General features: G+C 45.3%; 18 protein-coding genes. 13 read left to right on the top strand and 5 right to left on the bottom strand.

The genetic code is table 11. From position 1 onward, the window contains the following. Positions 1–749: acyltransferase (locus tag HMPREF0671_RS05865; protein WP_036897965.1), on the top strand; the 749-nt coding region annotated here is incomplete at its 5' end. A gap of 93 nt (positions 750–842) precedes the next feature. On the opposite strand, the gene HMPREF0671_RS05860 is transcribed toward HMPREF0671_RS05865, so the two are convergent. The 3 genes from HMPREF0671_RS05860 to HMPREF0671_RS12230 form a co-directional block, all read right to left on the bottom strand. Then, positions 843–1,268 carry a DUF2147 domain-containing protein gene (locus HMPREF0671_RS05860; protein WP_036897962.1) on the bottom strand — a complete coding sequence of 142 codons (426 nt, stop codon included), beginning with the start codon at positions 1,266–1,268 and terminating at the stop codon, positions 843–845. Positions 1,269–1,304: 36 nt separating this feature from the next. Then, positions 1,305–1,820, bottom strand: a complete 516-nt coding sequence (locus HMPREF0671_RS05855; protein WP_036897936.1) for an isoprenylcysteine carboxyl methyltransferase family protein — start codon at positions 1,818–1,820, stop codon at positions 1,305–1,307. Between the two features lie 393 nt (positions 1,821–2,213). Next, positions 2,214–2,357, bottom strand: a complete 144-nt coding sequence (locus HMPREF0671_RS12230; RefSeq protein WP_156431113.1) for a hypothetical protein — start codon at positions 2,355–2,357, stop codon at positions 2,214–2,216. A gap of 206 nt (positions 2,358–2,563) precedes the next feature. Between HMPREF0671_RS12230 and guaB the strand changes: the two genes are divergently transcribed. The 10 genes from guaB to HMPREF0671_RS05800 all read left to right on the top strand — a co-directional run bounded on the left by guaB (position 2,564) and on the right by HMPREF0671_RS05800 (position 14,201). Continuing rightward, on the top strand, positions 2,564–4,048 hold the full coding sequence (guaB, locus tag HMPREF0671_RS05845) for an IMP dehydrogenase (RefSeq protein ID WP_036897930.1): 1,485 nt from the start codon (positions 2,564–2,566) through the stop codon (positions 4,046–4,048). Continuing rightward, the gene (locus tag HMPREF0671_RS05840) at positions 3,999–5,486 is read left to right on the top strand and encodes a peptidylprolyl isomerase (RefSeq protein WP_198025885.1); all 1,488 of its coding nucleotides are present in this window, start codon (positions 3,999–4,001) and stop codon (positions 5,484–5,486) included. Before guaB ends, HMPREF0671_RS05840 begins: the two co-directional genes overlap by 50 nt. 24 nt (positions 5,487–5,510) lie before the next feature. Next, positions 5,511–6,950, top strand: a complete 1,440-nt coding sequence (locus tag HMPREF0671_RS05835) for a peptidylprolyl isomerase (RefSeq protein ID WP_036897924.1) — start codon at positions 5,511–5,513, stop codon at positions 6,948–6,950. A gap of 47 nt (positions 6,951–6,997) precedes the next feature. Continuing rightward, positions 6,998–8,650 carry an OstA-like protein gene (locus tag HMPREF0671_RS05830; RefSeq protein WP_369793930.1) on the top strand — a complete coding sequence of 551 codons (1,653 nt, stop codon included), beginning with the start codon at positions 6,998–7,000 and terminating at the stop codon, positions 8,648–8,650. Next, entirely contained in the window at positions 8,647–8,934 is a 288-nt protein-coding gene (locus HMPREF0671_RS05825) for a hypothetical protein (RefSeq protein ID WP_036897920.1), read from the top strand. Before HMPREF0671_RS05830 ends, HMPREF0671_RS05825 begins: the two co-directional genes overlap by 4 nt. Positions 8,935–9,135: 201 nt before the next feature. Then, positions 9,136–10,947, top strand: coding sequence for a DNA mismatch repair endonuclease MutL (gene mutL / locus HMPREF0671_RS05820; RefSeq protein WP_036897917.1), 1,812 nt, complete (start codon positions 9,136–9,138; stop codon positions 10,945–10,947). Positions 10,948–11,133: 186 nt separating this feature from the next. Beyond that, positions 11,134–12,279: an OmpA family protein gene (locus tag HMPREF0671_RS05815; RefSeq protein ID WP_036897913.1), complete on the top strand. Its 1,146-nt coding sequence runs from the start codon at positions 11,134–11,136 to the stop codon at positions 12,277–12,279. 784 nt (positions 12,280–13,063) lie between these two features. Next, the gene (locus HMPREF0671_RS05810) at positions 13,064–13,264 is read left to right on the top strand and encodes a hypothetical protein (protein WP_036897910.1); all 201 of its coding nucleotides are present in this window, start codon (positions 13,064–13,066) and stop codon (positions 13,262–13,264) included. Positions 13,265–13,294: 30 nt separating this feature from the next. Next, on the top strand, positions 13,295–13,777 hold the full coding sequence (locus tag HMPREF0671_RS05805) for a hypothetical protein (RefSeq protein ID WP_156958374.1): 483 nt from the start codon (positions 13,295–13,297) through the stop codon (positions 13,775–13,777). A 10-nt stretch (positions 13,778–13,787) separates the two neighbouring features. Continuing rightward, positions 13,788–14,201, top strand: coding sequence for a hypothetical protein (locus tag HMPREF0671_RS05800; RefSeq protein WP_156958373.1), 414 nt, complete (start codon positions 13,788–13,790; stop codon positions 14,199–14,201). Positions 14,202–14,261: 60 nt separating this feature from the next. On the opposite strand, the gene HMPREF0671_RS05795 is transcribed toward HMPREF0671_RS05800, so the two are convergent. Together HMPREF0671_RS05795 and hepC are read right to left on the bottom strand one after the other, a co-directional pair. Continuing rightward, positions 14,262–15,515, bottom strand: a complete 1,254-nt coding sequence (locus HMPREF0671_RS05795) for a DUF4995 domain-containing protein (RefSeq protein ID WP_036897904.1) — start codon at positions 15,513–15,515, stop codon at positions 14,262–14,264. A gap of 25 nt (positions 15,516–15,540) precedes the next feature. After that, positions 15,541–17,499 (bottom strand): heparin-sulfate lyase HepC, encoded by a 1,959-nt coding sequence (gene hepC / locus HMPREF0671_RS05790; RefSeq protein ID WP_232223171.1) that lies wholly within the window; start codon positions 17,497–17,499, stop codon positions 15,541–15,543. A gap of 253 nt (positions 17,500–17,752) precedes the next feature. On the opposite strand from hepC, the gene HMPREF0671_RS05785 reads away from it, so the two are divergent. Further along, positions 17,753–19,117: a sulfatase gene (locus HMPREF0671_RS05785; RefSeq protein WP_052052882.1), complete on the top strand. Its 1,365-nt coding sequence runs from the start codon at positions 17,753–17,755 to the stop codon at positions 19,115–19,117. Positions 19,118–19,236: 119 nt separating this feature from the next. Then, on the top strand, positions 19,237–21,840 hold the full coding sequence (locus HMPREF0671_RS05780; protein ID WP_084589728.1) for a DUF4962 domain-containing protein: 2,604 nt from the start codon (positions 19,237–19,239) through the stop codon (positions 21,838–21,840). Positions 21,841–21,842 lie beyond the last annotated feature (2 nt).

Below are 21,842 nucleotides of genomic sequence, written 5' to 3'. Positions count from 1 at the left end.
CTCTGTTTATGATACCCGCTGCGCCCGGTGCCGGAATCGAAGTTAGAGGCAATGGTGAACTTTTTCCGCTCAACGGACCGTATTGGTCGCTTTTCATGGAGTACATCGGGAATATCTTGTATGCCCTCTTTATCCACCGATTACCAACCAAAGTGCTGGCTGTTCTCACCGCTTTGATGGGTGTCGGCTTGGCTTGGTACTCTATCGGAAATGGTTCCGGAAGCTACCATCTTGGTGTAGGTTGGACCATGGCCGACGGCCTCCACTATGCCGGAATGCTCTTAATGCTCTTCTGTTATACGGCCGGTCTGCTCATGTCGCGTGTGTTCCGACCGGTCAAAATACGCGGTGCTTTCTGGATTTGTGGTCTGTTTGTCGTGGTATTGACGGCTATGCCATACTTGCAGTTTGGTGAAACGGCTGTGGCCAATGGTATCTACGATGCTGTAGCCGTGGTTGTATTCTTTCCCATTTTGGTGTGGTTGGGTGCATCGGGCAGCGTTACCGACGAACGATCGGCTTGGATTTGTAAGTTCTTGGGCGACGTCTCTTATCCTGTTTATGCCATCCATTACCCCTCGCTTTATCTCTTCTATGCGTGGGTATGGAATAATCATGTGCCCTTGGAGCAGGCTTTGCCGGTAGGCGTTCCTATTCTTATCGCCAACATTATTCTTGCCTACGTGCTGTTGCATTACTATGATATGCTCGTACGTAAGTGGTTGTCGAAAGTCTTTCTCAAGAAGTAAGTAGGTTGTTTCCCTATAATAAAGGCCGCAAATCGTATTGAAGCGATTTGCGGCCTTTGTCATTTCTATGTGTATAGCAGGAATACCGGGCTCTTATTTTGCTCGTTTCCACTCGGTGTTTCTGCCCAGTAGCGAGATGCCGATGAATCCTCTTACGATGAGGTCGCCATTAGGTTTCATGGTAATCTTGCACTTGTAGGTTTTCCCACTTTCAGGGTCGTATATCTTCCCTTTCTCCCATACGTCGCCATCGGTATATTGAAAGCCTGTGATAATGTTCTTTCCAGCCAGCTTTTTTGTACGTTCGGCAGGAACGGGATTGTGTTTGTCGAGTGCACCGGGCGTGATAGACCATACCAATTTACCGTTGTATACGTTGCCGTTTTTGCTGATGACCACTTTGCCTTTGTCGCCCTCGGTCATGTAGGTACCGATGATTCGGTCGGCTTTGGCATGCTGTGCCGATACAGCTAGATTGATACTGAATAGTAATGTGATAATCGTGATGAGATGTTTCATATTGATTGAATTGATCATGCGATGAATATTAGTTTCTTATTGTTTCCACAAATCGGCCATAGCTCTTTCCTCTTGACGTATTCTGACAGCCAATAGACAGCAGTAGAGTGGAAATCCGATGGTCAATGTAAACCAAGACTGGCAGAGTAGAGCCACACCGATGAGCTCCGGAATGATGTTAAGGAGATAGTTGGGATGGCGCACAGTGCGGAATAAGAAGCTTGTGACGATGTGGTGGTTGGGCACGATGTAGAGCTTCACCGTCCACACGTCGCGTAGTTGGTAGATGACGTAGAAAAGCATGATGTAGGCAAATGTCATGACACCGACACCTGCCCAAGCCCATGTACCGAATGTATGTCCGCCAACATAGGCCTCGTACAAACTACCAAAATAATAGGCAATGTGGGCAAGGGTGAGTAACAGGGAGTTTGTTTTGCCGTATTGCACTGCTCCGGCCTTGACAATTCGTTTCTCGTTGTAGATGGAATAAGCCAATGATACAAGGCGTAACGCAAAGAAAATAGTGAATGCTAAAATAATTGTGTTCATTTTTTTGAGTGATTAATAATTACTGTTTTGGGTTGCAAAGATAAGAAATAAACGGGAAAATGACAAGAACTTGCATCCTAAACTCATTTTCCTTTATTTACTGATGAGCCGTAGCAGTGTTGCTGTATAGGCTTTTCAGTCTTTCTGTTCGGGCTTTACAACAATGCTGCAAAGCCGTTGCAATAACCTCTCTCCAGTCCTCTCCCGAAGCAAGGGAGGACAAATGGGGAGTGGGAAGGGAAGAACTTGTCTATTGATTTGACTAGTAGACAAGTTTACAAGTAAACAAGAATAAGACATATCTTTCGATACGAATCCTCTATTCCCTTGCAAATGCGGGGGCGAAGGTCAATGGGGCTTGTCAGTTGATGGCTATTTCGTTGAGTGAAAATTCTACTTGGTCGTTTTTCCTATTAGTTGTTTGACACCAAGACCGGTGATAAACGAACAACCATCATAGTTGCGACCGAAGAGGTGGGTAATGGTATCAAGTTCCGTTGTATGGTAGTTGGCGTTGTCGGTGAGTCGATAAGCCACATCGCTATTGCTAGTTTGTTGTGCTGTGACGATAATACTTTCTTGCTACAAAACGGTACTTGAGGATGAAATATTTACTTGTTGTAGATACCCTCTGCACATGGTCGTTAAATAGCATTAATAAGATTTGAAATCTTCAGAGGATAGAAGGGCTATGTGGAAAATTATTACTATATTTGCACGCAATAAATTTTTAAAATTACAATATGTCATCATTTGTTGCAGATAAAATTGTAATGGACGGCCTCACTTACGATGACGTCCTCTTGATTCCAGCTTATTCGAATGTACTACCTAAAGAGGTAGAGTTAAAAACACAGTTATCACGTAACATTACGCTTAATATTCCTTTCGTTACAGCGGCTATGGACACTGTTACGGAGTCGGCTATGGCTATCGCTATTGCCCGTGAAGGAGGTATCGGTGTTATTCATAAGAATATGACGATAGAGGATCAGGCGCGTCAGGTGGCTATCGTGAAGCGTGCTGAAAACGGTATGATTTACGATCCAGTGACAATTCGTCGTGGTCGTACGGTACGAGATGCGCTGGAAATGATGCACGAATATCATATCGGCGGTATCCCCGTGGTAGACGAAGAAAACCACTTAGTAGGTATCGTCACCAATCGTGACTTGCGTTTTGAGCGTCGATTGGACAAGAAGATTGACGAAGTGATGACATCGGAGAATCTTGTTACGACTCATCAGCAGACCGACTTGACGGCTGCGGCACAGATTCTTCAGGAAAATAAAATTGAGAAATTACCGGTAGTTGATGCTGCCAACCGTTTGGTAGGATTGATTACTTATAAAGATATTACCAAGGCTAAGGACAAGCCAATGGCTTGTAAAGACGAGAAAGGTCGTTTGCGTGTGGCTGCCGGTGTGGGTGTGACGGTCGATACCTTGGATCGTGCGCGTGCATTGGTGGAGGCCGGAGCCGACGCTATCGTCATTGATACGGCTCACGGACACTCACAAGGCGTGATAGAAAAGTTGCGCGAGGTGAAAGCAACGTTCCCACAAGTAGATGTAATCGTGGGTAATGTGGCTACGGGAGAAGCGGCTAAGCTATTGGTAGAGAATGGTGCCGACGGTATCAAAGTGGGTATCGGCCCGGGTTCTATTTGTACAACGCGTGTTGTAGCCGGTGTTGGTGTACCGCAATTGAGTGCAGTTTATGATGTATATTCTGCCTTGAAGGGTACCGGAGTGCCATTGATAGCCGATGGCGGACTGCGCTATTCGGGCGATGTTGTGAAAGCATTGGCAGCCGGTGGTAGCAGTGTGATGATAGGTTCGTTGGTAGCCGGTACCGAGGAAAGTCCCGGTGAGACTATTATTTTCAACGGTCGTAAGTTTAAGAGCTATCGCGGAATGGGTTCGCTTGAGGGCATGGAGCAGAAGAACGGTTCAAAGGATCGCTACTTCCAAGGCGATACGAAAGATGTTAAGAAGCTTGTGCCGGAGGGTATTGCCGGTCGTGTACCTTATAAGGGAACGGTTCAGGAGGTTATTTATCAGATGACCGGTGGACTGCGTTCGGGGATGGGATATTGCGGTGCAGCCTCTATAGAGAAGCTTCATGAGGCCAAGTTTACTCGCATTACCAATGCCGGTGTGTTGGAGAGTCATCCTCATGATATTTCCATCACGAGTGAAGCTCCAAACTATTCTCGCTTCGAATAAACTGATGGTGCGTACACCTTCTGCGTTGTTGCTTGTGGGTATACTCCTGATGGGGAGCATATCGTTCGGACAAACTGTCGACCCTGTTGTGATGACTATCAATGGAAAGGCTGTTACACGTTCGGAATTTGAATATTCCTACAATAAAGACAACGCAGCAGGCGTTTTAGATAAGAAAACGGTCGAGGAATATCTGCCTCTTTTTGTAAACTTCAAGTTGAAGGTAGAGGCAGCCCTTGATGCGCGTTTAGATACATTGGCGTCATTTCAAAATGAATTGGCTTCTTATCGTAGTGGTTTAATGGCGTCGATGAGAGTATCGAATACGGATATGGAGGCTGCGGCTCGCAGTCTCTACGAAGCCGATAAGGTACAAGCTATACGTAATGGTGGACTATACAGAGTCGCTCAGATTTACTTGCATGTGGGTCAACGTGAACCTCGGAGTGCAGAAATGGTGGCGCGAGCGCGGATAGATTCTATTTATCGCGCGTTGCAGCAAGGTGCTGATTTTGGTATGTTGGCACGTCGTTGTTCTGACGATAAGGTCACGGCTGCACGTGGTGGAGAACTACACTGGGTGCAACGTGGGGAGACGATGGCTGAATTTGAGGCGGAGATGTCGGCATTGAAAGTCGGCGAGATGAGTAAGCCATTCGAATCTCCTGCAGGTTTTCACATCATCAAATTGCTGGAGAAGTGCGATTATCTGCCTTATGAGGCTGTGCGTACGGAATTGCTGAAGACCGTGGAACGGCAGAATGTGTTGCGCAGAATGAAAGGGATGAATTCCCAACTCGTGGCAGAAAAACGGCAAATGAATATGGACTCGATGTCGAAAGAAAATCAAATGACATTGGAGGAAATGTTGCCGGAGCAACTTTATTTGCTACAAGAATATCGTGAGGGGCTGCTATTATATAATATGTGTAGCCGTACGGTTTGGGATAGTGCTGCTCGTGATGAAGCAGGATTGGAACACTATTTCCGACAAAATAAAAAGAAATATCGTTGGGGACAGCCACGTTATAAGGGCATTGTCTACTATGCGAAGACTAAAAAAGACCTGTCGGCTGTGAAGAAACTCCTCAAATCGACAGATTCTAAGGAATGGATGCGTGCAATCAAGCGTACGTTTCAAGAGAATGGGGGAGTAAGTGTACAGGCAGAACAGGCATTATTCAAACCGGACGACAATGCCTTGATAGATAGCAAGGTGTTTGGTTATGTTGATGGAAAGTCTGCCTTGAAAGACGGTTATCCTTATATGGCTGTCTACGGAAAGAAGTTGAAAGTCCCCAAGTCTATGGATGATGTGCGCTATTTGGTGGTAGCCGATTATCAAGAGGAACTGGAAAAGGCTTGGGTGGAAGGTTTGCGGAAGAAGTACACAGTGTCTATAGACCGCGATGTGTTGCTCACCGTGAACAAACATTAATGTATATTCTGAAACATAAGATACATGAGAAAAGGAAATAAAATATTGATGGGCTGTCTGGCTGTGATGTTATTGGCCGGCATGTCGGCTCGCGCTGGTAAGACCGGTAAGTGGCTCGGTGCTCAGAAAGATACGACTTCGGCAAAGTCTGAAGTCCAAGCTCCACAGCATGCTGTGGTAGATGAAGTCATTTGGGTGGTAGGTGATGAGCCTATTTTGAAGTCGGATGTTGAGGCCGCACGCCTGCAAGCCGAGGTGGAAGGTGCCAAATGGGGTGGAGATCCTGATTGTACTATCCCCGAACAGATAGCTGTTCAGAAGTTGTTCTTGCACCAAGCTGCTATCGATTCCATAGAGGTTTCTGAGGCAGAGGTAAATCAAAGCGTTGACCAGCAGATTAATTTTTGGATTAACAGTGCCGGTTCGCGTGAAAAACTTGAGGAATATCGTAACCAGACTGTTGCACAGATGCGTGAACAGATGCACGATGAATTCAAGAATAGGGAATTGATTGACCGTATGCGTCGCGAACTTGTGAAGGATGTAACGGTTACTCCTTCTGATGTACGCAACTATTTCCGCAATGTTCCGGAAGATAGTCTGCCTTTTGTTCCTACCGAGGTGGAAGTGGAAATTATTGTTCGTCAGCCTCGTATAGAGCAGACTGAGATTAACCGGGTGAAAGATCAATTGCGTAATTTCACGGAACGTGTGAACTCCGGTGAGACCTCTTTTGCAACTTTGGCACGCCTTTATTCTGAAGATCCGGGGTCTGCTCGTATGGGTGGAGAGATGGATTATATGGGGCGTGGTATGCTTGATCCTACCTTTGCATCGGTGGCTTTCAACTTGACCGACCCTAAAAAGATTTCCAAAATCTGCGAGAGTGAGTTCGGTTTTCATATCATTCAGTTGATTGACAAGCGCGGTGATAAGGTAAAGGTACGCCATCTCTTAATGAAGCCGAAGGTGTCTGCCGATGCACTGGCAAAGGCTCATGCCCGTCTAGACTCTATCAGTGATGATATCAAAGCAGGTAAATTCAGTTTTGAAGAAGCCGCTACCTATATATCGGAAGATAAGGATACGAAGAACAATCGAGGTTTGATGGCTTTCAACGATGTGCAGAATCAAATTATGACTTCTAAATTTCAGATGAAAGACTTGCCTACCGAGGTGGCTCGACAAGTTGAAGGAATGAAAGTGGGAGACATCTCTGCACCTTTCGATATGATTAATAAAAAGGGTAAACAAGTGGTGGCTATCGTGAAGCTGAAGAGTAGAACGGAGGGTCATAAGGCTAAGATTACGGAGGATTTCCAAGTTATGAAGAACGTGGTCTTAGCTAAAGAGAAGGAGAAAAAACTCCACGATTGGGTAGTGAATAAGATCAAACACACCTATGTGAGGATGAACGATCGCTATAAAAATTGCAACTTTGAATATCAAGGATGGGTTAAATGATCAACCTGAACGATAGAAAACAATATATAAACAGCGGGCATAAAACCATGATAGGCATGGTTTTATGCCTGTTTGGACTATGCCTGTTTCAAGTAGTGTGGGCTATTCGGCCACCCAAGAAACCGCATCAGGACGACCGTGTGTATTTGGTTCACTCGGATGAATTGAAGTTTGACATGTATGGAGAGGTGCCTGATGCCCAAATAGTCAAGGGACATGTACACTTCACACACCAAGGTGCGCAGCTATGGTGTGACAGTGCGTATTTCTACCAACAGTCTAATTCGGTGAAGGCATTCGGACATGTGCGGTTCAAACAGGGCGATACACTCTCTTTAACATGCGATAGAGGAGTGTACGATGGTCAAAGTCAAATGCTCATGGCGCGTAGCAATGTCGTGTTGAAGCATCGTCGACAAACGCTTTATACGGATAGTCTGGACTATGACAAGTTGTATGATTATGCTTATTTCTTCGAGGGTGGACGATTGATAGACGGTAAAGACCGATTGTCTTCGGACTGGGGAGAGTATAGGATGGATACACGTGAGGCCACATTCCGTTTCAATGTGCGTATGACGAATGCCGGTAGGCTTATCACAACCGACACCTTGCATTATGATACGCGTAGCTCGAAGGCTCATGTTACAGGTCCGTCGAAGATTACACAGAATGGAAGTGTGATAGATACGGAGAATGCTTACTTCGATACAAAGACCGATCAGGCAGAGATGTATGGCCGTTCGACGGTGGTAGATAAGGATAAAACCATTACTGGTGATAGTCTGTTTTATGACAAGAATACCGGGTTGGCACGTGGATACGGAAATGTCATCTATATAGATAAGGTGAACAAGAATCGCTTGGAGTGCGAGCGTATGAACTATAATGAGAAGACCGGTTACGGTTGGGCGACTCAAAAGGTACTCGCCAAAGATTATTCTCAGAAAGATACGCTCTATATGCACGCCGATTCCATGAAGATATATACCTTTAATATCAATACGGACTCGATGTATCGCAAGGTTCATTGCTTCAATCACGTAAAGGTTTACCGTGTAGATATGCAAGCTATCTGCGACTCGCTGGTGGCTAATTCGCAAGATAGTTGTATGACTATGTACAAGGATCCGATAACTTGGAATGGCGAACGACAGATATTAGGCGAGAAGATATTGGTATACATGCAAGACAGTACGATACGCGATGCCCATGTAGTGGGGCAGGCTCTGTCTGTAGAGCGCATGCCTGATGGGAAAAACTACAATCAGGTGTCGTCGAAATTGATGGATGCTTATTTCACGGACGGGGTGGTTCGGCGCATTGTTGCCACCGGAAATGTAAAGGTGATATACTATCCTACAGACGATAAAGATTCTTCGTTGATAGGCTTGAACTATGTGGAATCGGACACGATGCGTATGTATATGAACAAGAATCGGCAATTGGAAAAGATTTGGATGCCCAAACCGCAGGGTACGTTATATCCCATGACGCAGATACCTCCGACCAAGTATAAGCTTCCAGAGTTTGCTTGGTTCGAAGAACTACGGCCGACTAGTCCTGCCGATGTCTTTGAGTGGCGTGGCAAAGCTGCCGATTCTACACTGAAGGTCGTGAAGCGTCAAGAGGCACCATTGCAACATTTGAATAGGCAGAAGCCAGCAGTGACGAAACCAAAAGAAAGTGAAAAGCAATGAGTTTCTTCAAACAACCCAAGCCACGCGGTTTCCATCATGAGATGATATATGTGGATGAACGCAGCGAACGACTCGCAGAGATAGAACAACGAGCCAAGCGTGAATTGGGGATAGAAAAAGAAGAAGGCTATTCTTCAGAAACGATACGACAGGCTTTTCAACAAGCAACGCCTCGTGTACAGCGGCGTAGACAGCGCAGGCTGATGCAAGAGAACACATTAATTTTTGGATTGTTGGTGATATTGATACTACTCTTGGTGCTGCTATGGGTATACCTTATATAATAATAGAATGTACGTTTCGCATGAATGCTCAACTTAGGAGTTATCGGGAGTTAAATGTTATCAAGACATTGGAATCATAAAAAGGAGTAAATGGACATATGTCTGTTAACTTCAAGCCTTAAATAGGCTTTAACTTCTACTAATTTCTGTCCATACATTAACTAACGAAACTAAAGTAATAGACTAAAAGAAAGAACATATATGAGCGACATTATACAACTTCTACCGGATTCGGTGGCCAATCAGATAGCTGCCGGCGAGGTGATACAGCGTCCAGCCAGCGTCATCAAAGAGTTGGTGGAGAATGCTGTGGATGCCGGTGCTAAGAATATACATGTCATTGTGGTGGATGCCGGTCGCACCTCTATTCAGGTGATAGACGATGGGAAAGGAATGTCGGAGACCGATGCCAGACTCTCGTTCGAGCGGCATGCGACCTCTAAAATTCGTAAAGCCGATGACCTCTTTGCGCTACATACGATGGGATTTAGGGGAGAGGCACTGGCCTCTATTGCTGCTGTGGCTCAGATAGAATTGAAGACACGTCGGCCGGATGATGAACTTGGAACGTCATTGACCATCTCTGCGGGTAAGTTTACCAATCAGGAAGCATGTTCATGTGCGGTAGGCAGCAACTTCAAAGTGGAGAACCTATTCTTCAACGTGCCTGCGAGAAGAAAGTTCTTGAAGTCAAATTCCACCGAACTCAATCATATTATTGCTGCTTTCGAGCGCATCGTATTAGTTTATCCCGATGTAGCTTTCACGTTACATAGCAACGATTCAGAAGTGTTTAACCTACGTCGAGGAAGTCTCAAACAGCGAATAGTCGATGTTTTTGGTAAACGTCTCAATCAAGATTTGTTGCCGGTGGATGTCGAAACGAGCATGTGCGATATTCATGGATTCGTGGGTAAACCGGAATCTGCCCGTAAGAAAGGTGTCTACCAGTATTTCTTTGTCAACGGTCGTTACATGAAACATCCGTATTTTGCTAAAGCTGTGCAAACAGCCTTTGAGAGATTGGTTCCCATGGGAGAGCAAGTACCTTACTTCATATACTTCCAAGTGAACCCCGAAGATATTGATGTGAACATCCATCCTACGAAGACTGAAATCAAATTCGAGAACGAACAGCCTATTTGGCAGATTCTAATGGCTGCCGTAAAAGAATCTGTAGGGATGTTCAACGATATTCCTGCTATTGATTTTGATACCGAAGGGCGTCCCGATATTCCCGTGTTCACGCAGAATCATCAAGTGGAAGTGCCGAAAGTGCAATACAATCCCAACTATAATCCGTTTAAAACAGAGAAGTCTATTACGACTCCTAGCCAGTGGGAAGACTTGTATCAAGGATTATCACAGCCTCATGAGGAAGACGTGTTTGCTTCCCAACAATCTGAAGAAGCGACCATGGAATCGTCAAATGATAATGTAATGGCCGAAAAGTCGCCTATACATTATCAATATAAAGGCAAGTATATCATGACAGCTGTCAAGTCTGGTCTGATGATTATCGACCAATATCGGGCACACATACGTATTCTTTTCGAGCAATACATGCGCCAATTACAGACTCGTCATGCTCTCTCGCAGAAGGTTTTGTTCCCGCAGACGGTTCAGTTGTCGACAGTGGAGAGCCTTACATTAGATAAGATTCAGGATGATTTGGATGGTATGGGCTTTGAACTCTCCGCGTTAGGTGGTAATAGCTATGCAGTTAATGCCATTCCAGCAGAGTTGGAAGGTGTCGATATAACTATATTATTAAAAGAAATGGTAGTAGCTGCCATGGAAAAACCTATTGATATGCGAACCGACCTTCATGAAGTGTTGGCTTTGGTGATGGCTCGAAAAGCAGCGATACCCTATGGACAAGTACTGAGTAACGACGAGATGGAAAGCGTTGTTAACAACCTTTTCGCTTGTCAGAATGCCAGTTATACACCTGATGGCAAAAATGTACTTTGTATATTGAAACAAAGTGAAATAGAACTTCTATTGAAGTGAAAAGATAAAAAACTATCAAAAAATTGCGTTAAATCAATAAAATAAGTGGCTTTTATCATTTTTTCTTAATAAAAACATTCTTTGTTTGGAATTAATTATTAACTTTGCTCCTAGATTATCAGCTAGCGATAGTATGAGGAATCATGTTAGAGAGCAATATTTTTTGATTATAAATAGTAATAGATTATGAAAAAGTTATTCATGGTACTGGCTTTCGCCGGTTTATCAATGGCTACAATGGCACAGGACGCTGATCCTGTTGAAAAGTACAGTGTAGCTACAAATTCATTCTGGAGCAATTGGTTCATCCAAGTAGGTGCTGATTGGAATGCTTGGTATTCTCAGGAAGAACATGGCTTGAATTTGAGCAATAGCCCAATCAAGAAGTTCCGTTCTAATCCCGGTGTCTCTGTAGCACTCGGTAAGTGGTTTACCCCCGGTCTCGGTCTTCGTACTAAAGTACAGGGTATTTGGGGTAAGACTGTAACTGATGCTGACAATGCTGGTAACGGTAACAAGTATTGGTTGGCTAACGAGCAGGTTATGTTCAACTTGAGCAACATGCTTTGTGGTTACAATCCTAGCCGTGTTTGGAACTTCGTTCCATTCGCAGGTTTGGGTGTAGGTCGCTCTATGACTTACAACAAATACGCTATGGGCTTCAGTGCAGGTATCTTGAATCAGTTCTATGTAGGTAAGAAAGTCGCTCTTAACGTTGAACTTGGTTGGAACAGCATGAGCAGTGATATGGATGGTAAGGCTGGTAAATTAGCTCGCCATCGTGGTTGGGACAATCGCGACAACAACCTTTATGGTGAAGTTGGTTTGACTTTCAACTTGGGTAAAGCATCTTGGGATAAGACTCCAGATGTTGACGCTATCAAGGCTCTTTCACAGTCTCAGATCGATGCTCTCAATGCTCAGCTCAACGATGCTAATGCAGAGATCGCTCGTTTGAAGGATATGTTGGCTAACCAGAAGCCTGTTGAGAGCAAGTCTGTTAAGGAATATGTTACAACTCCTGTATCTGTATTCTTCAACATTGGTAAGAGCGTAGTAGCTTCTAAGAAGGATCTCGTTAACGTTGAGGCTTTGGCTAAGTATGCTAAGGACAACAACACTAACCTCCTTGTTACAGGTTATGCTGATAGCAAGACTGGTACTCCAGCATTCAACCAGACTCTGTCTGAGCGTCGTGCTAACACTGTTGCTGATGCACTTGTTAACATGGGTGTTGATCGTGATAAGATCCAGACTACTGGTAAGGGTGGTGTAAACGAACTTTCACCAGTTTCTTACAACCGTCGTGCTACTGTTCAGGTTGCTGAATAATCTAGAATTACGATTCATATATAAGAGGGTAAGTTTCAAACTTACCCTCTTTTTTTGTGCCGTTATCTCGTTTGTGCTTATTGAGGATGAGATGTAAGATGTGTTACTAGATATTGTTTTTTGAGGAAGAAAGCAGGCTTGTCAGCTTTACTCTCAAGAATATGTGCTTTATTCTAATTTACTTGGAAACTTAATATGTCCCATCTCTTCTTGGAAAAGGGGCGAGGTGAGGGCGCTGCAAGATGATAGCAGCATTTCTGTTTAGGCTCTGCAGTAATGCTGAAAAGCCTAGACAGTGATGTTGCTAAGTGGTTGCATAGAGTTGAGAGGTGGAGTTTGGCGTGTGAAGTTGATACTAGAAAGTGAATAGTGGAATCATTTTAGCTCGTAAGTCTTTGCGTGAACGCGTAAAGATAAATTAGTATCGTTTTAGAAATAAAGTGCAAGACTTATCTTCTTTTTTTTTGTTTTTATCTGTTTTTGCAATCGTTATCTTTATGAGATATTTTATATCTATTTAATATTTATGTGTAATGGCCATTCAACCATTATACTTTAGTATAAATAAAACAAGAGTTAAGCAGGTAAAAAAAATATACGTTATATTTAAAATAATATAAAATAGTATGTATAAATGTTGCATATAATGGGAAAATTTCATAATTATTGTAACATAAATCAGATGATAACACGAATGTCATGGAGAGTTGTGCTTTCGCAAACTATAAGAGACTGATAACTAAAGGATAAATAATCTAATTTAGATAGTTTTGTAATCACTATTATGGAACGGAGATGTTATGTGAAGCCTGAGATGGAAATCTTTGAGCTTTGCTTAGATTTTCAGCTATTGGCGGGTTCTACTCCGTCGGTCAAAGGTGTGTCCCGCCCAAACGGGTATGTGGAAACAAGTGACTTTAATAAGGTAACTGATTTTACACAGGAAAGTGAAGATGGCTTAAAACACAGTTCCATCTTCGATTAAACTTTGGTAATCGCAATGTATTATAGAAAGATGAAAGATTCTAAATTCAGTTTGAAAAGATTGATGATGGCCTTTGTGGTCGTTATCTTATCTAGTTGTGGTGGGAGTGAAGGTGTTGAGCCGGATGTTCCTACACCACCAACTCCTCAGCCAACGGTAGTGGAGCGTGAACTCACCATAACGGTAGAGCGTGATACGCTAGATGCTCCTACGCCTACGACCAAGGCACTTTCCCGTACACTTCTTACAGAGAAAGCTGACGGCATTGAATGTCTGTGGGTCAAAACCGATAAGGTGCTTGCTTATAATATTACTTCCTCGGCTGTTTTCAGTAGAGCTCTTGCGGTCATTAATCTAGATGGTGAATCTACAGATACTCAAGGTCGCAAGGTTGCACTTAGAGGGATGGGAAGTTGTAACGAGCACGATTGGATAGCATTGTCTTATCCTTATCCTAATGGAGGAAGTGTGATGCAGGCTGATAAGGTGTTGAATCTGAGTTTGGAAGGGTAAGAAATGGGGAGTGGGTAATTTGATGTATTATGATGACTCATGGGGATTGGCTGAGGAACAATGGCAATTTTATAACTATAAAATAGTGTATCCCGATAAGATTACTCTTAAGAATACCGAACAGTTGGAACCTGTTGACGAGGCAGGCAATAAGATGCACGACCACTTCAATTGGGGCGTAGTAGGAGAGAAATCACTCACGTGGGGAGATGATAACTACGCTACGAAAGCTTCGGGAGAAATAAGTGGTAAGATGTATTTGGATTGTGCTTGCACTCAAGAGACAAAAGATTTCGGTCAAGCTAAGTATGGCGATGTGGCTTATTGGGCAACAAAGGGAAAGTATCGCATGCCGACTGAACAAGAGATGCGTGAACTTACTGCGGCCGGATACATCTCAAATAAGTGCAATACCACCATATAAAGTACAGGGGGAGTAGGAGGATTATCCTCTCACTCCCCCTGTATGATTAAAGAGCGGTTGTTATTTCTTAATATCGATGTAGCGCTTTAAAGCTTCTAGATAGTAGTAATCGGCGTAGTTGATAGGTGTGTCGATTTCCGAACCGTTGGGCAGTGACCCTACGGAGTGCATGAGGATAAAGCCGTTGTTGGTACCTTTAGCAGCTAAATATTGCGGAGACGACAGATTGCGCAGAATCTTTTGGGCGTAGTCCAAATATTTTTTGCCTGTTGGTGCCAGCCTGCTGAGTTCTATGAGAGCTGACGCTGTGATGGCAGCTGCCGATACATCGCGCGGTGTATTGGGCAAGGTCGGAGCGTCGTAGTCCCAATATGGGATGTTGTCAGAGGTCTTTACGCGCTGCATAATCATGTCGGCTATGTTCACGGCTTGCTTTAAAAACACGTTGTTGCGCGTTTCTCTGTAGCAAGCTGTATAGCCATATACGCCCCATGCTTGTCCTCTAGCCCATGCCGAGTTGTCGGCTTTGCCTTGGAATGTACATTGTTTCTCCACGCTACCGTCGGCATTGTAGCTTACCACATGGAACGAGGTGAAATCCGGACGGAAGTGATGTTTGATAGTCGTAAGTGCATGCTTGATGGCTATGTCGCGGTATTTGTTGTTGCCGGTGAGCTTACTTGCGTTGAACAGCAGGTCTAGATTCATCATGTTATCGATGATGACGGGGAAGTTCCATGTACCGAAATCCCATGAGCGGATGCATCCTATGCGTGGGTCGAAACGCTTACAGAGGTTGTCGGCCGTCTCTATGATGACGGCTTTAATGGTGTCGTTGTGGGTCAATCTCAGCGCATTGCCATAACTACAGTTTATCATGAAGCCTATGTCGTGGGTTTGGGTGTAGTGGCGTATGGGGTTGAGCATGGTTGTGAATCGTTCCGCTTGGGTTTTCAACTTGCCATTTTGGGTCAACTCGTAAGCATACCATAGCGAGCCGGGATAGAATCCGCTGGTCCAATCGTAGATGTCGCAAGTGCGTAAAGTGCCCACTTTTTCGGTCGGAGTCTGTTTCACTAGTTCACGAGCAAAGGCTGTGCTGTCTGCTTCCATCTGCTTCTCAAGGAAAGCTATGTCGTATCCACGCCACGACGAACGGGGCATCGTGTTAGGTGTGTGAATCGTTTTTGCGGTGTATAGTAACTGATGGGTGGCGGTGCGTAGAGCATTGTCCACCCATTTTTCGTTTTGTTTATTGGCGCCTATCGAGTAAGTTGATACTAATAAGCAAGCCGATATAATTTGTAGTTTCATGATGAATAAGAGTTTTTTAAGCTGTTTACCACTGGAGTTGACGTTTCTTTCCGTCAATATTGATATTGATTTTGAGTGATTTCTCGCTCGCTTCCACGATGTCGGCTTTGAAAGATTTCACTGCTCCTTGTTCTTGACAAGGATATACGAGCGTCACGAAGCGCACGGGAGCATCACTCTGTTTCTCTGTTCTGAAGCTGATAGCGGGGCGTGCTGTCTTATGTCTGTAGGCCAGCGAGTACCAACCTTCTTCTTGAATTGTTTTGAAAGGTTGTGAGCCAATAGCCTGTATCACCATGTTGCTCCGGCCATCATAGCAGGTGGCTACGCGATGTTGAGCCTCATCGACAGCCAGTTTGCCATCGCCGGGGAGGAAGTGTACGTCTATCATTCCCCTTGCTTTACCCAGTGCTTCGTCTACTATTACAAAGTAAGTCTGATCTACGAAGAACACCGTGCGCCTATGCCGTAGGTCTTTGTAGCTGGGATTCTCTGTTACGAGTGTCTGTATTTGTCCGTCGGGTTGCCACAATATGGTCTTCGATTGGGTAGTTTCTAGGTTTTGGTTGTTCAGTGTCAACGTGTTGTGAACGGCCGTTTGGCGGAACCAGTCGCGTTGTTTTTGCACAATACTGTCGCCGGCGTAGATGTAAGAGCCGCTATCGGGGAAGAGATTTCGCCCGTTATACCATATATCAAATGTGCCATTGTCGGGCTGACAATGCCATTCTCCCTTCGGTCCGGCTTTGACAACCATCACTGTGGCATCCTGTTTCCAGCTGTTTCTGAATACGAAGAAGCCCGATTTGAGGAATCCTTTCGAGAGATAGGGTGGCAGTTCGCCTTTTTTTCCCTCCGAAGCGAAGTAAGCTATCTGTTTGTTTTTGGGGAACAGTTTTGCCCATGCTCGGTAGTCTTTGATGACTTCTTTGTAGTTTGTAAGTTTGGCATCGCTGAAGCACGGGTTCGAGTAATCGGGGAAACAGATGTTACTATACATCTCAATCATCTTTTCCACAGTGTCTATATATGATTGTGGGATGACCTGTTGCAGATGATTTGCTTGTGCTATTTCGATGGCACGGCAGAAGATATTGATACATGCCAAATGATAATGGGGGTCTAACTCGAACTGTCCACCGTCGTCGTATACCTGCAAATGTATTTCTTTGTTCAGTATGTCTATGCCCTCTGTCTGCCACCGCTTGGCCTCTTTGAATTCTGGGAAGAATGTTCCTGCAAAGAAGATGCGTTGTGCTTCGAAGAGCAAATGGTTTCCCCGTCCCGAATAGTTGCGTGTGATGTGCACGGCATGTCGGTGATAATTGTCGAGGAACAAGGTCAGAAATTCGGGTGTGAAAGCCGGTGAGTTGAGGAAAAGTACAAACTGGTGTATCTGGTCTTGCAGTCTATGGCTCACCTCCAGAGGACGCCATGCAAACCGAACGTTTTCCTTTTGTTGGTCTGAGAGTTTGATATTGTCCTCGTACACTTTCTTCTGAATCTTTAGAAGTGGATTTTTTGCAATCCAGTCGGCATACTGGAGAGCCCACTCTTTGGCATAGTTCACGTTGCGAGTGGTCTGATATGCTTTGCCCATAGGAGTGAACCATTTGTGCCGATGCAACTGCCATCTCAGCTCATTGTCTTTTACCGGCCAGTATTGCCAGTTAATATCCTTACCATAATTAAATGAAGGTTGGTATCCATCGTGTACATAGAAAGTATGGTCGAGTGCTTCCTGCGCCCATTTACGTTCCTTGTCGCTGAGCTTTATTTTGGATAAATCTATGTCGGGATCGGTTATCCCTTGGCGCGACCGATAGTATTTGAGCAGTTCTTTAGCCGCTCCTTTCATATTCTTCTTTTGATAGTATGCCTTTACTTTCTCCAGTCCGGGATAGTCAAGATTGAGCTCTTGAAATACCCCTTCGGTGACATGGTCGACATTTCCCGCCCATGCTGCCCGGATACCGACGCTCATCAATAGCAAAAGCGATACACCGAATGTTCTTAATTTCATAGTTGCGAATGTTTTTGATGGTTACTTTTATGTTTAGGCAAAGATAGCTTAAAAGCCTCGTTTATATCAACTCATTTGTTGAAAACAATGTCAGTTTTGTGCAGTAATAGCCCTATTATAGGCATTTTTGCACGATATTGTTAATTGTTTGTACAATATTGCTAGTGTGAACGGAATGCTTTGTGTACTTTCGCTACATAGTAATACCATGCCTATGAAAGCAAGAATCATCATCTGTTCATTGACTGTGACATTGCCTTTATTGTCTATGGCGCAGAAACGTCCTAATATTCTCTACATCATGACCGATCAACAAGCGGCCATGGCCATGTCGTGTATGGGCAATCCTTACGTCAATACTCCCCACATGGACCGTTTGGCAGCCCGTGGTATGATGTTTGTCAATGCCTATTGTGCATTCCCTTTGAGTGGTCCCTCGCGTGCTTCGATGTTCACCGGTTACATGCCTAGCGAGGTAGGGATGCAAGAAAACGGTAAACCCTTGCCCGATTCATTGTGCCAAGAGACCTTGGGTACGGTGTTAAGAAGTGGCGGCTACGAGTGTGCTTACGCCGGTAAGTGGCATGTCAATACGAATGAACTGCCTGCAAAAGAGGCCTTTGGCTTCGATAAGTTGCATGGACATGATGACAAAGGGCTGGCTGAGGCTTGTGTTTCATTCCTGCGTCGTAAGCATGATAAGCCATTCTTTTTGGTGGCTTCGTTTAATAATCCCCATGGTATATGTGAGTTTGCTCGCGGACAGAATCCTCCGGCCGGTCGTATAGAGGAACGAAAGGCCGATGACCGACCACCTTTGCCGGCCAATTTTACACGGAATCCTTACGATGCTTCGGCTTTGACATACGAGAAAAAGTTTAGTCTAAAAATGTATCCTACGGCCGATTACACCCCTGATGATTGGCGTAATTACTTGGATGCTTACTACCAATTGGTGGAGAACGTGGATGCCGAGATCGGTAAGATAGTCGACGAACTGGATCGACAACGTCTGTGGGACAATACGTTGGTGGTGTTTACCAGCGACCATGGCGACGGTTGTGCAGCTCATCAGTGGAATCAGAAGACGGCACTCTACGAGAATGTGGCCAGCATTCCATTGATAGTGTGTATGCCTCGTGGTAAAAATCGTGGTAAGGTAATGACGCAATTAGTCAACAACGGTGAAGACCTAATGCCCACCCTGTGCGATTTTGCCGGTATAGCCATGCCCAAAGGGCGCAGTGGAAAGAGTTGGCGTGTAGCCTTGGAGCGCGGAGATAGCAGCGTGACGATTCATCCTTACGTCGTGACGGAGACCAATTTCGCTCAGACGGCAGGCACATTGGGCTGGATGGTGCGCACTCCTCGATATAAGTATGTGATGTATGATACCGGTAAAAACCGCGAGCAATTATTCGATATGTCGAACGATAGGGGCGAGATGATCAATCTTGCTGTGACATCAAAATACCGAGATGTGTTGCGGGCACATAGGCGGATGTTGGCTGAATGGATGCAAAAACATCCGTCGGGAGCTACACGTTTGAAGGCAAAATGGTTGCCCACAGACCGATAAAGGTATACAGGCATGTTGCTGCAAGGCCTTGGCAGCATCGCTGAAAAGGCTCGACAGCAACGCTGCCTGATTGAGACAACATTGCTGCCAAGCCGCAGCAGCACATGAAGAATGAATCTATGATGAAAAGCAAAAGAATATATATCGCAGTATTAGGGCTGTGTTTGATGGCACTCGGTGTAGCAAGAGTGCAGGCACAGACGCGCGTTGTGCTTGGTGATGTGACGTTGATGCACGAGATGAGAGCAACACCATCGCCTGCCGATGGCGCTGAAATCACGAATCGGGCAGTGGCTTTCCAATGGCCTTTGCCTGTGGAAGAACCTGTAGAGACAGGGTTGGACGGGCTAGAGAGCGACCGCCCGGTTTCTAAGAGGGCCTTTACCTATAAAATAAGGTACGCGCGTAAGAGTACTTTTCCTAGTGGTGAGACCACAGAACACACCACGAAATATCCCTTTTACAATACCGAGAAGACCTTGGCACGTGGTACGTGGTATTGGCAATACGGCTACGTGGAAGGAAAGAAAGTGCGTTGGAGCAAGACGTTGCGAGTGGTCATGAATCCCACAGTCGATTATTTCTGTCCGCCATCTGTCGAGACTTTGCTATCTAAGCTACCTGCGATGCATCCTCGCGTGTTGGTGTTGAAAGATGAGTGGAAGCAGTTGCGCAACCGCAAAGACATGCCCGAATACCGATGGTATTGTAAACGAGCCGAACGAGTGATGCAAGGTCAAATGCAACAGATAGAGGATATACGTACCAACCGGCTGAAACATCTGAAGAACGAGATGCAGGTGAAAGCCTATCTGACGCGTGAAAGTCGTCGTATCATCGACAAGGAGGAAACTAATTGCAACGCATTGATGCGCGCCTACCTATTGACGAAGAATACGGCCTATGCTCATGAGGCTGTGAAACGTATTTTGGTGATGATGGATTGGGACAAGAATCCCAATGTGAAGGGCGATTTTAATGATGCTACCTTACTTTCGCTGGCTTCAACAGGGTATGATTCGTTTTACGATTTGCTTACAACTGCCGAGAAAAACAAGTTGCGCGAGGTTATTTGTGCGAAGGCTAGAAAGATGTATAAGCACGACCAAAACCGATTGGAAAATCATATTGCCGACAACCATGTGTGGCAGATGACACTTCGTATCTTGACCATGGCTGCCGTGAGTGTGTATGGTGAGAAACCCGAAGCAACCGAATGGTTGCGTTATTGCTACGGTGTGTGGGTGACACGGATGCCGGGGTTGAATGCCGATGGAGCATGGCATAATGGCGATTCTTATTTCACGGTGAATACTCGCACGCTCATAGAGTTGCCCTATTTTTATAGTAAGATTACCGGCTTCGATTTCTTTGCTGACCCTTGGTATCGAGGTAATGTCTATTATACAATGTATCAGCAGCCGCCTTTCTCTAAATCGGGCGGTAACGGTAGCTCTCATCAGAAGAAACTGAAGCCCGCTGGGGCTCGAATAGGCTATTTGGACGCCTTGGCTCGTTTAACGAATAACGGCTATGCTGCCGATTTCGTGCGTCGGACGGTACGTGAAGACTCCACCATATTAAAAGAAGCGTTCGGTGGAAAGTCGGCCGACTTGTCGTGGTTCCGCCTGCTTTGTCATCGCCCTTTGCCTGTTGGAGACGGCTTGGACAAGTTGCCGCTGAGCTATATTTTCCCTGAATCGGGGCTGGCTTCGGGCATGACCGATTGGAACGACTATCGGCAGAATGCTATGTGGAGCTTCCGTTCCAGTCCGTATGGGTCTACCTCGCATGCACTGGCCAATCAGAATGCATGGAATACATTCTATGGTGGCGAGTCGTTGTTTTATAGCAGTGGACACCATGTGGCGTTTGTCGACCCGCATAGTATCTATTGTCATCGTGGTACACGCGCCCATAACACCATTTTGGTTGATGGGATGGGACAGCGCATCGGTACGGAAGGCTATGGATGGATGCCTCGTTGGTATGACGGCACAGAGGTGTCTTATGTGCTAGGCGATGCATCTAACGCCTATGGCGAGGTAGTCTCGGAATTGTGGAAGAACCGTGCTGCGGTGGCCGATGTACACTTCGATGAGGCTCACGGATGGGGCAGGAACCATCTGAAGACCTATCGGAGACATTTGGTGAGTTTGGGGCGTACAGGCATTATCTTCATCTATGACGAGTTGGAAGCCGACCAACCTGTGGAATGGAGCTATCTGTTACATGCTGTTTTAGAGCCTATTACGGTGGAACAACGACCGGATGGAGTGAAAATATCTACTTCAAACATCCACGGTATCAGCGATGCTTACCTTTTCTCTTCGAGTAAAGTGACTACCAACGTCACCGACCAATTCTTCTATGAACCTGTAAGTTGGTTGCGAGCCGATGAGAAAGGAAAAATGGAAACCTATCGCAACCATTGGCATTTTACGGCTAAAACAGTCAAGACTCGACAGTACCGGTTTGCCACCATTGTAGATACACATGCCAAGACAGCCGTGCCGAGAAAAATAACGATGGGCGATGACGGCACATGGGAGATAGGAGAGTGGCGCATTAAGTTCTCTCTAGATGCTCAAAAATCCGGCTCATTCTGTGTATATACGCGCGATGGAAGAGCCAAGGTGGAATATCGAGGCGAAGAAACACTGGTCAAGGACAATCAGATACGGAAGACCTTGGTAGATGTGGTGCCGGAATTGGAGATATGAAA

Origin of the sequence: Prevotella sp. S7 MS 2 (genome assembly GCF_000762865.1) — a bacterium.
Classification (GTDB): domain Bacteria; phylum Bacteroidota; class Bacteroidia; order Bacteroidales; family Bacteroidaceae; genus Prevotella.
This window is presented reverse-complemented; position numbering and strand designations above follow the sequence as displayed.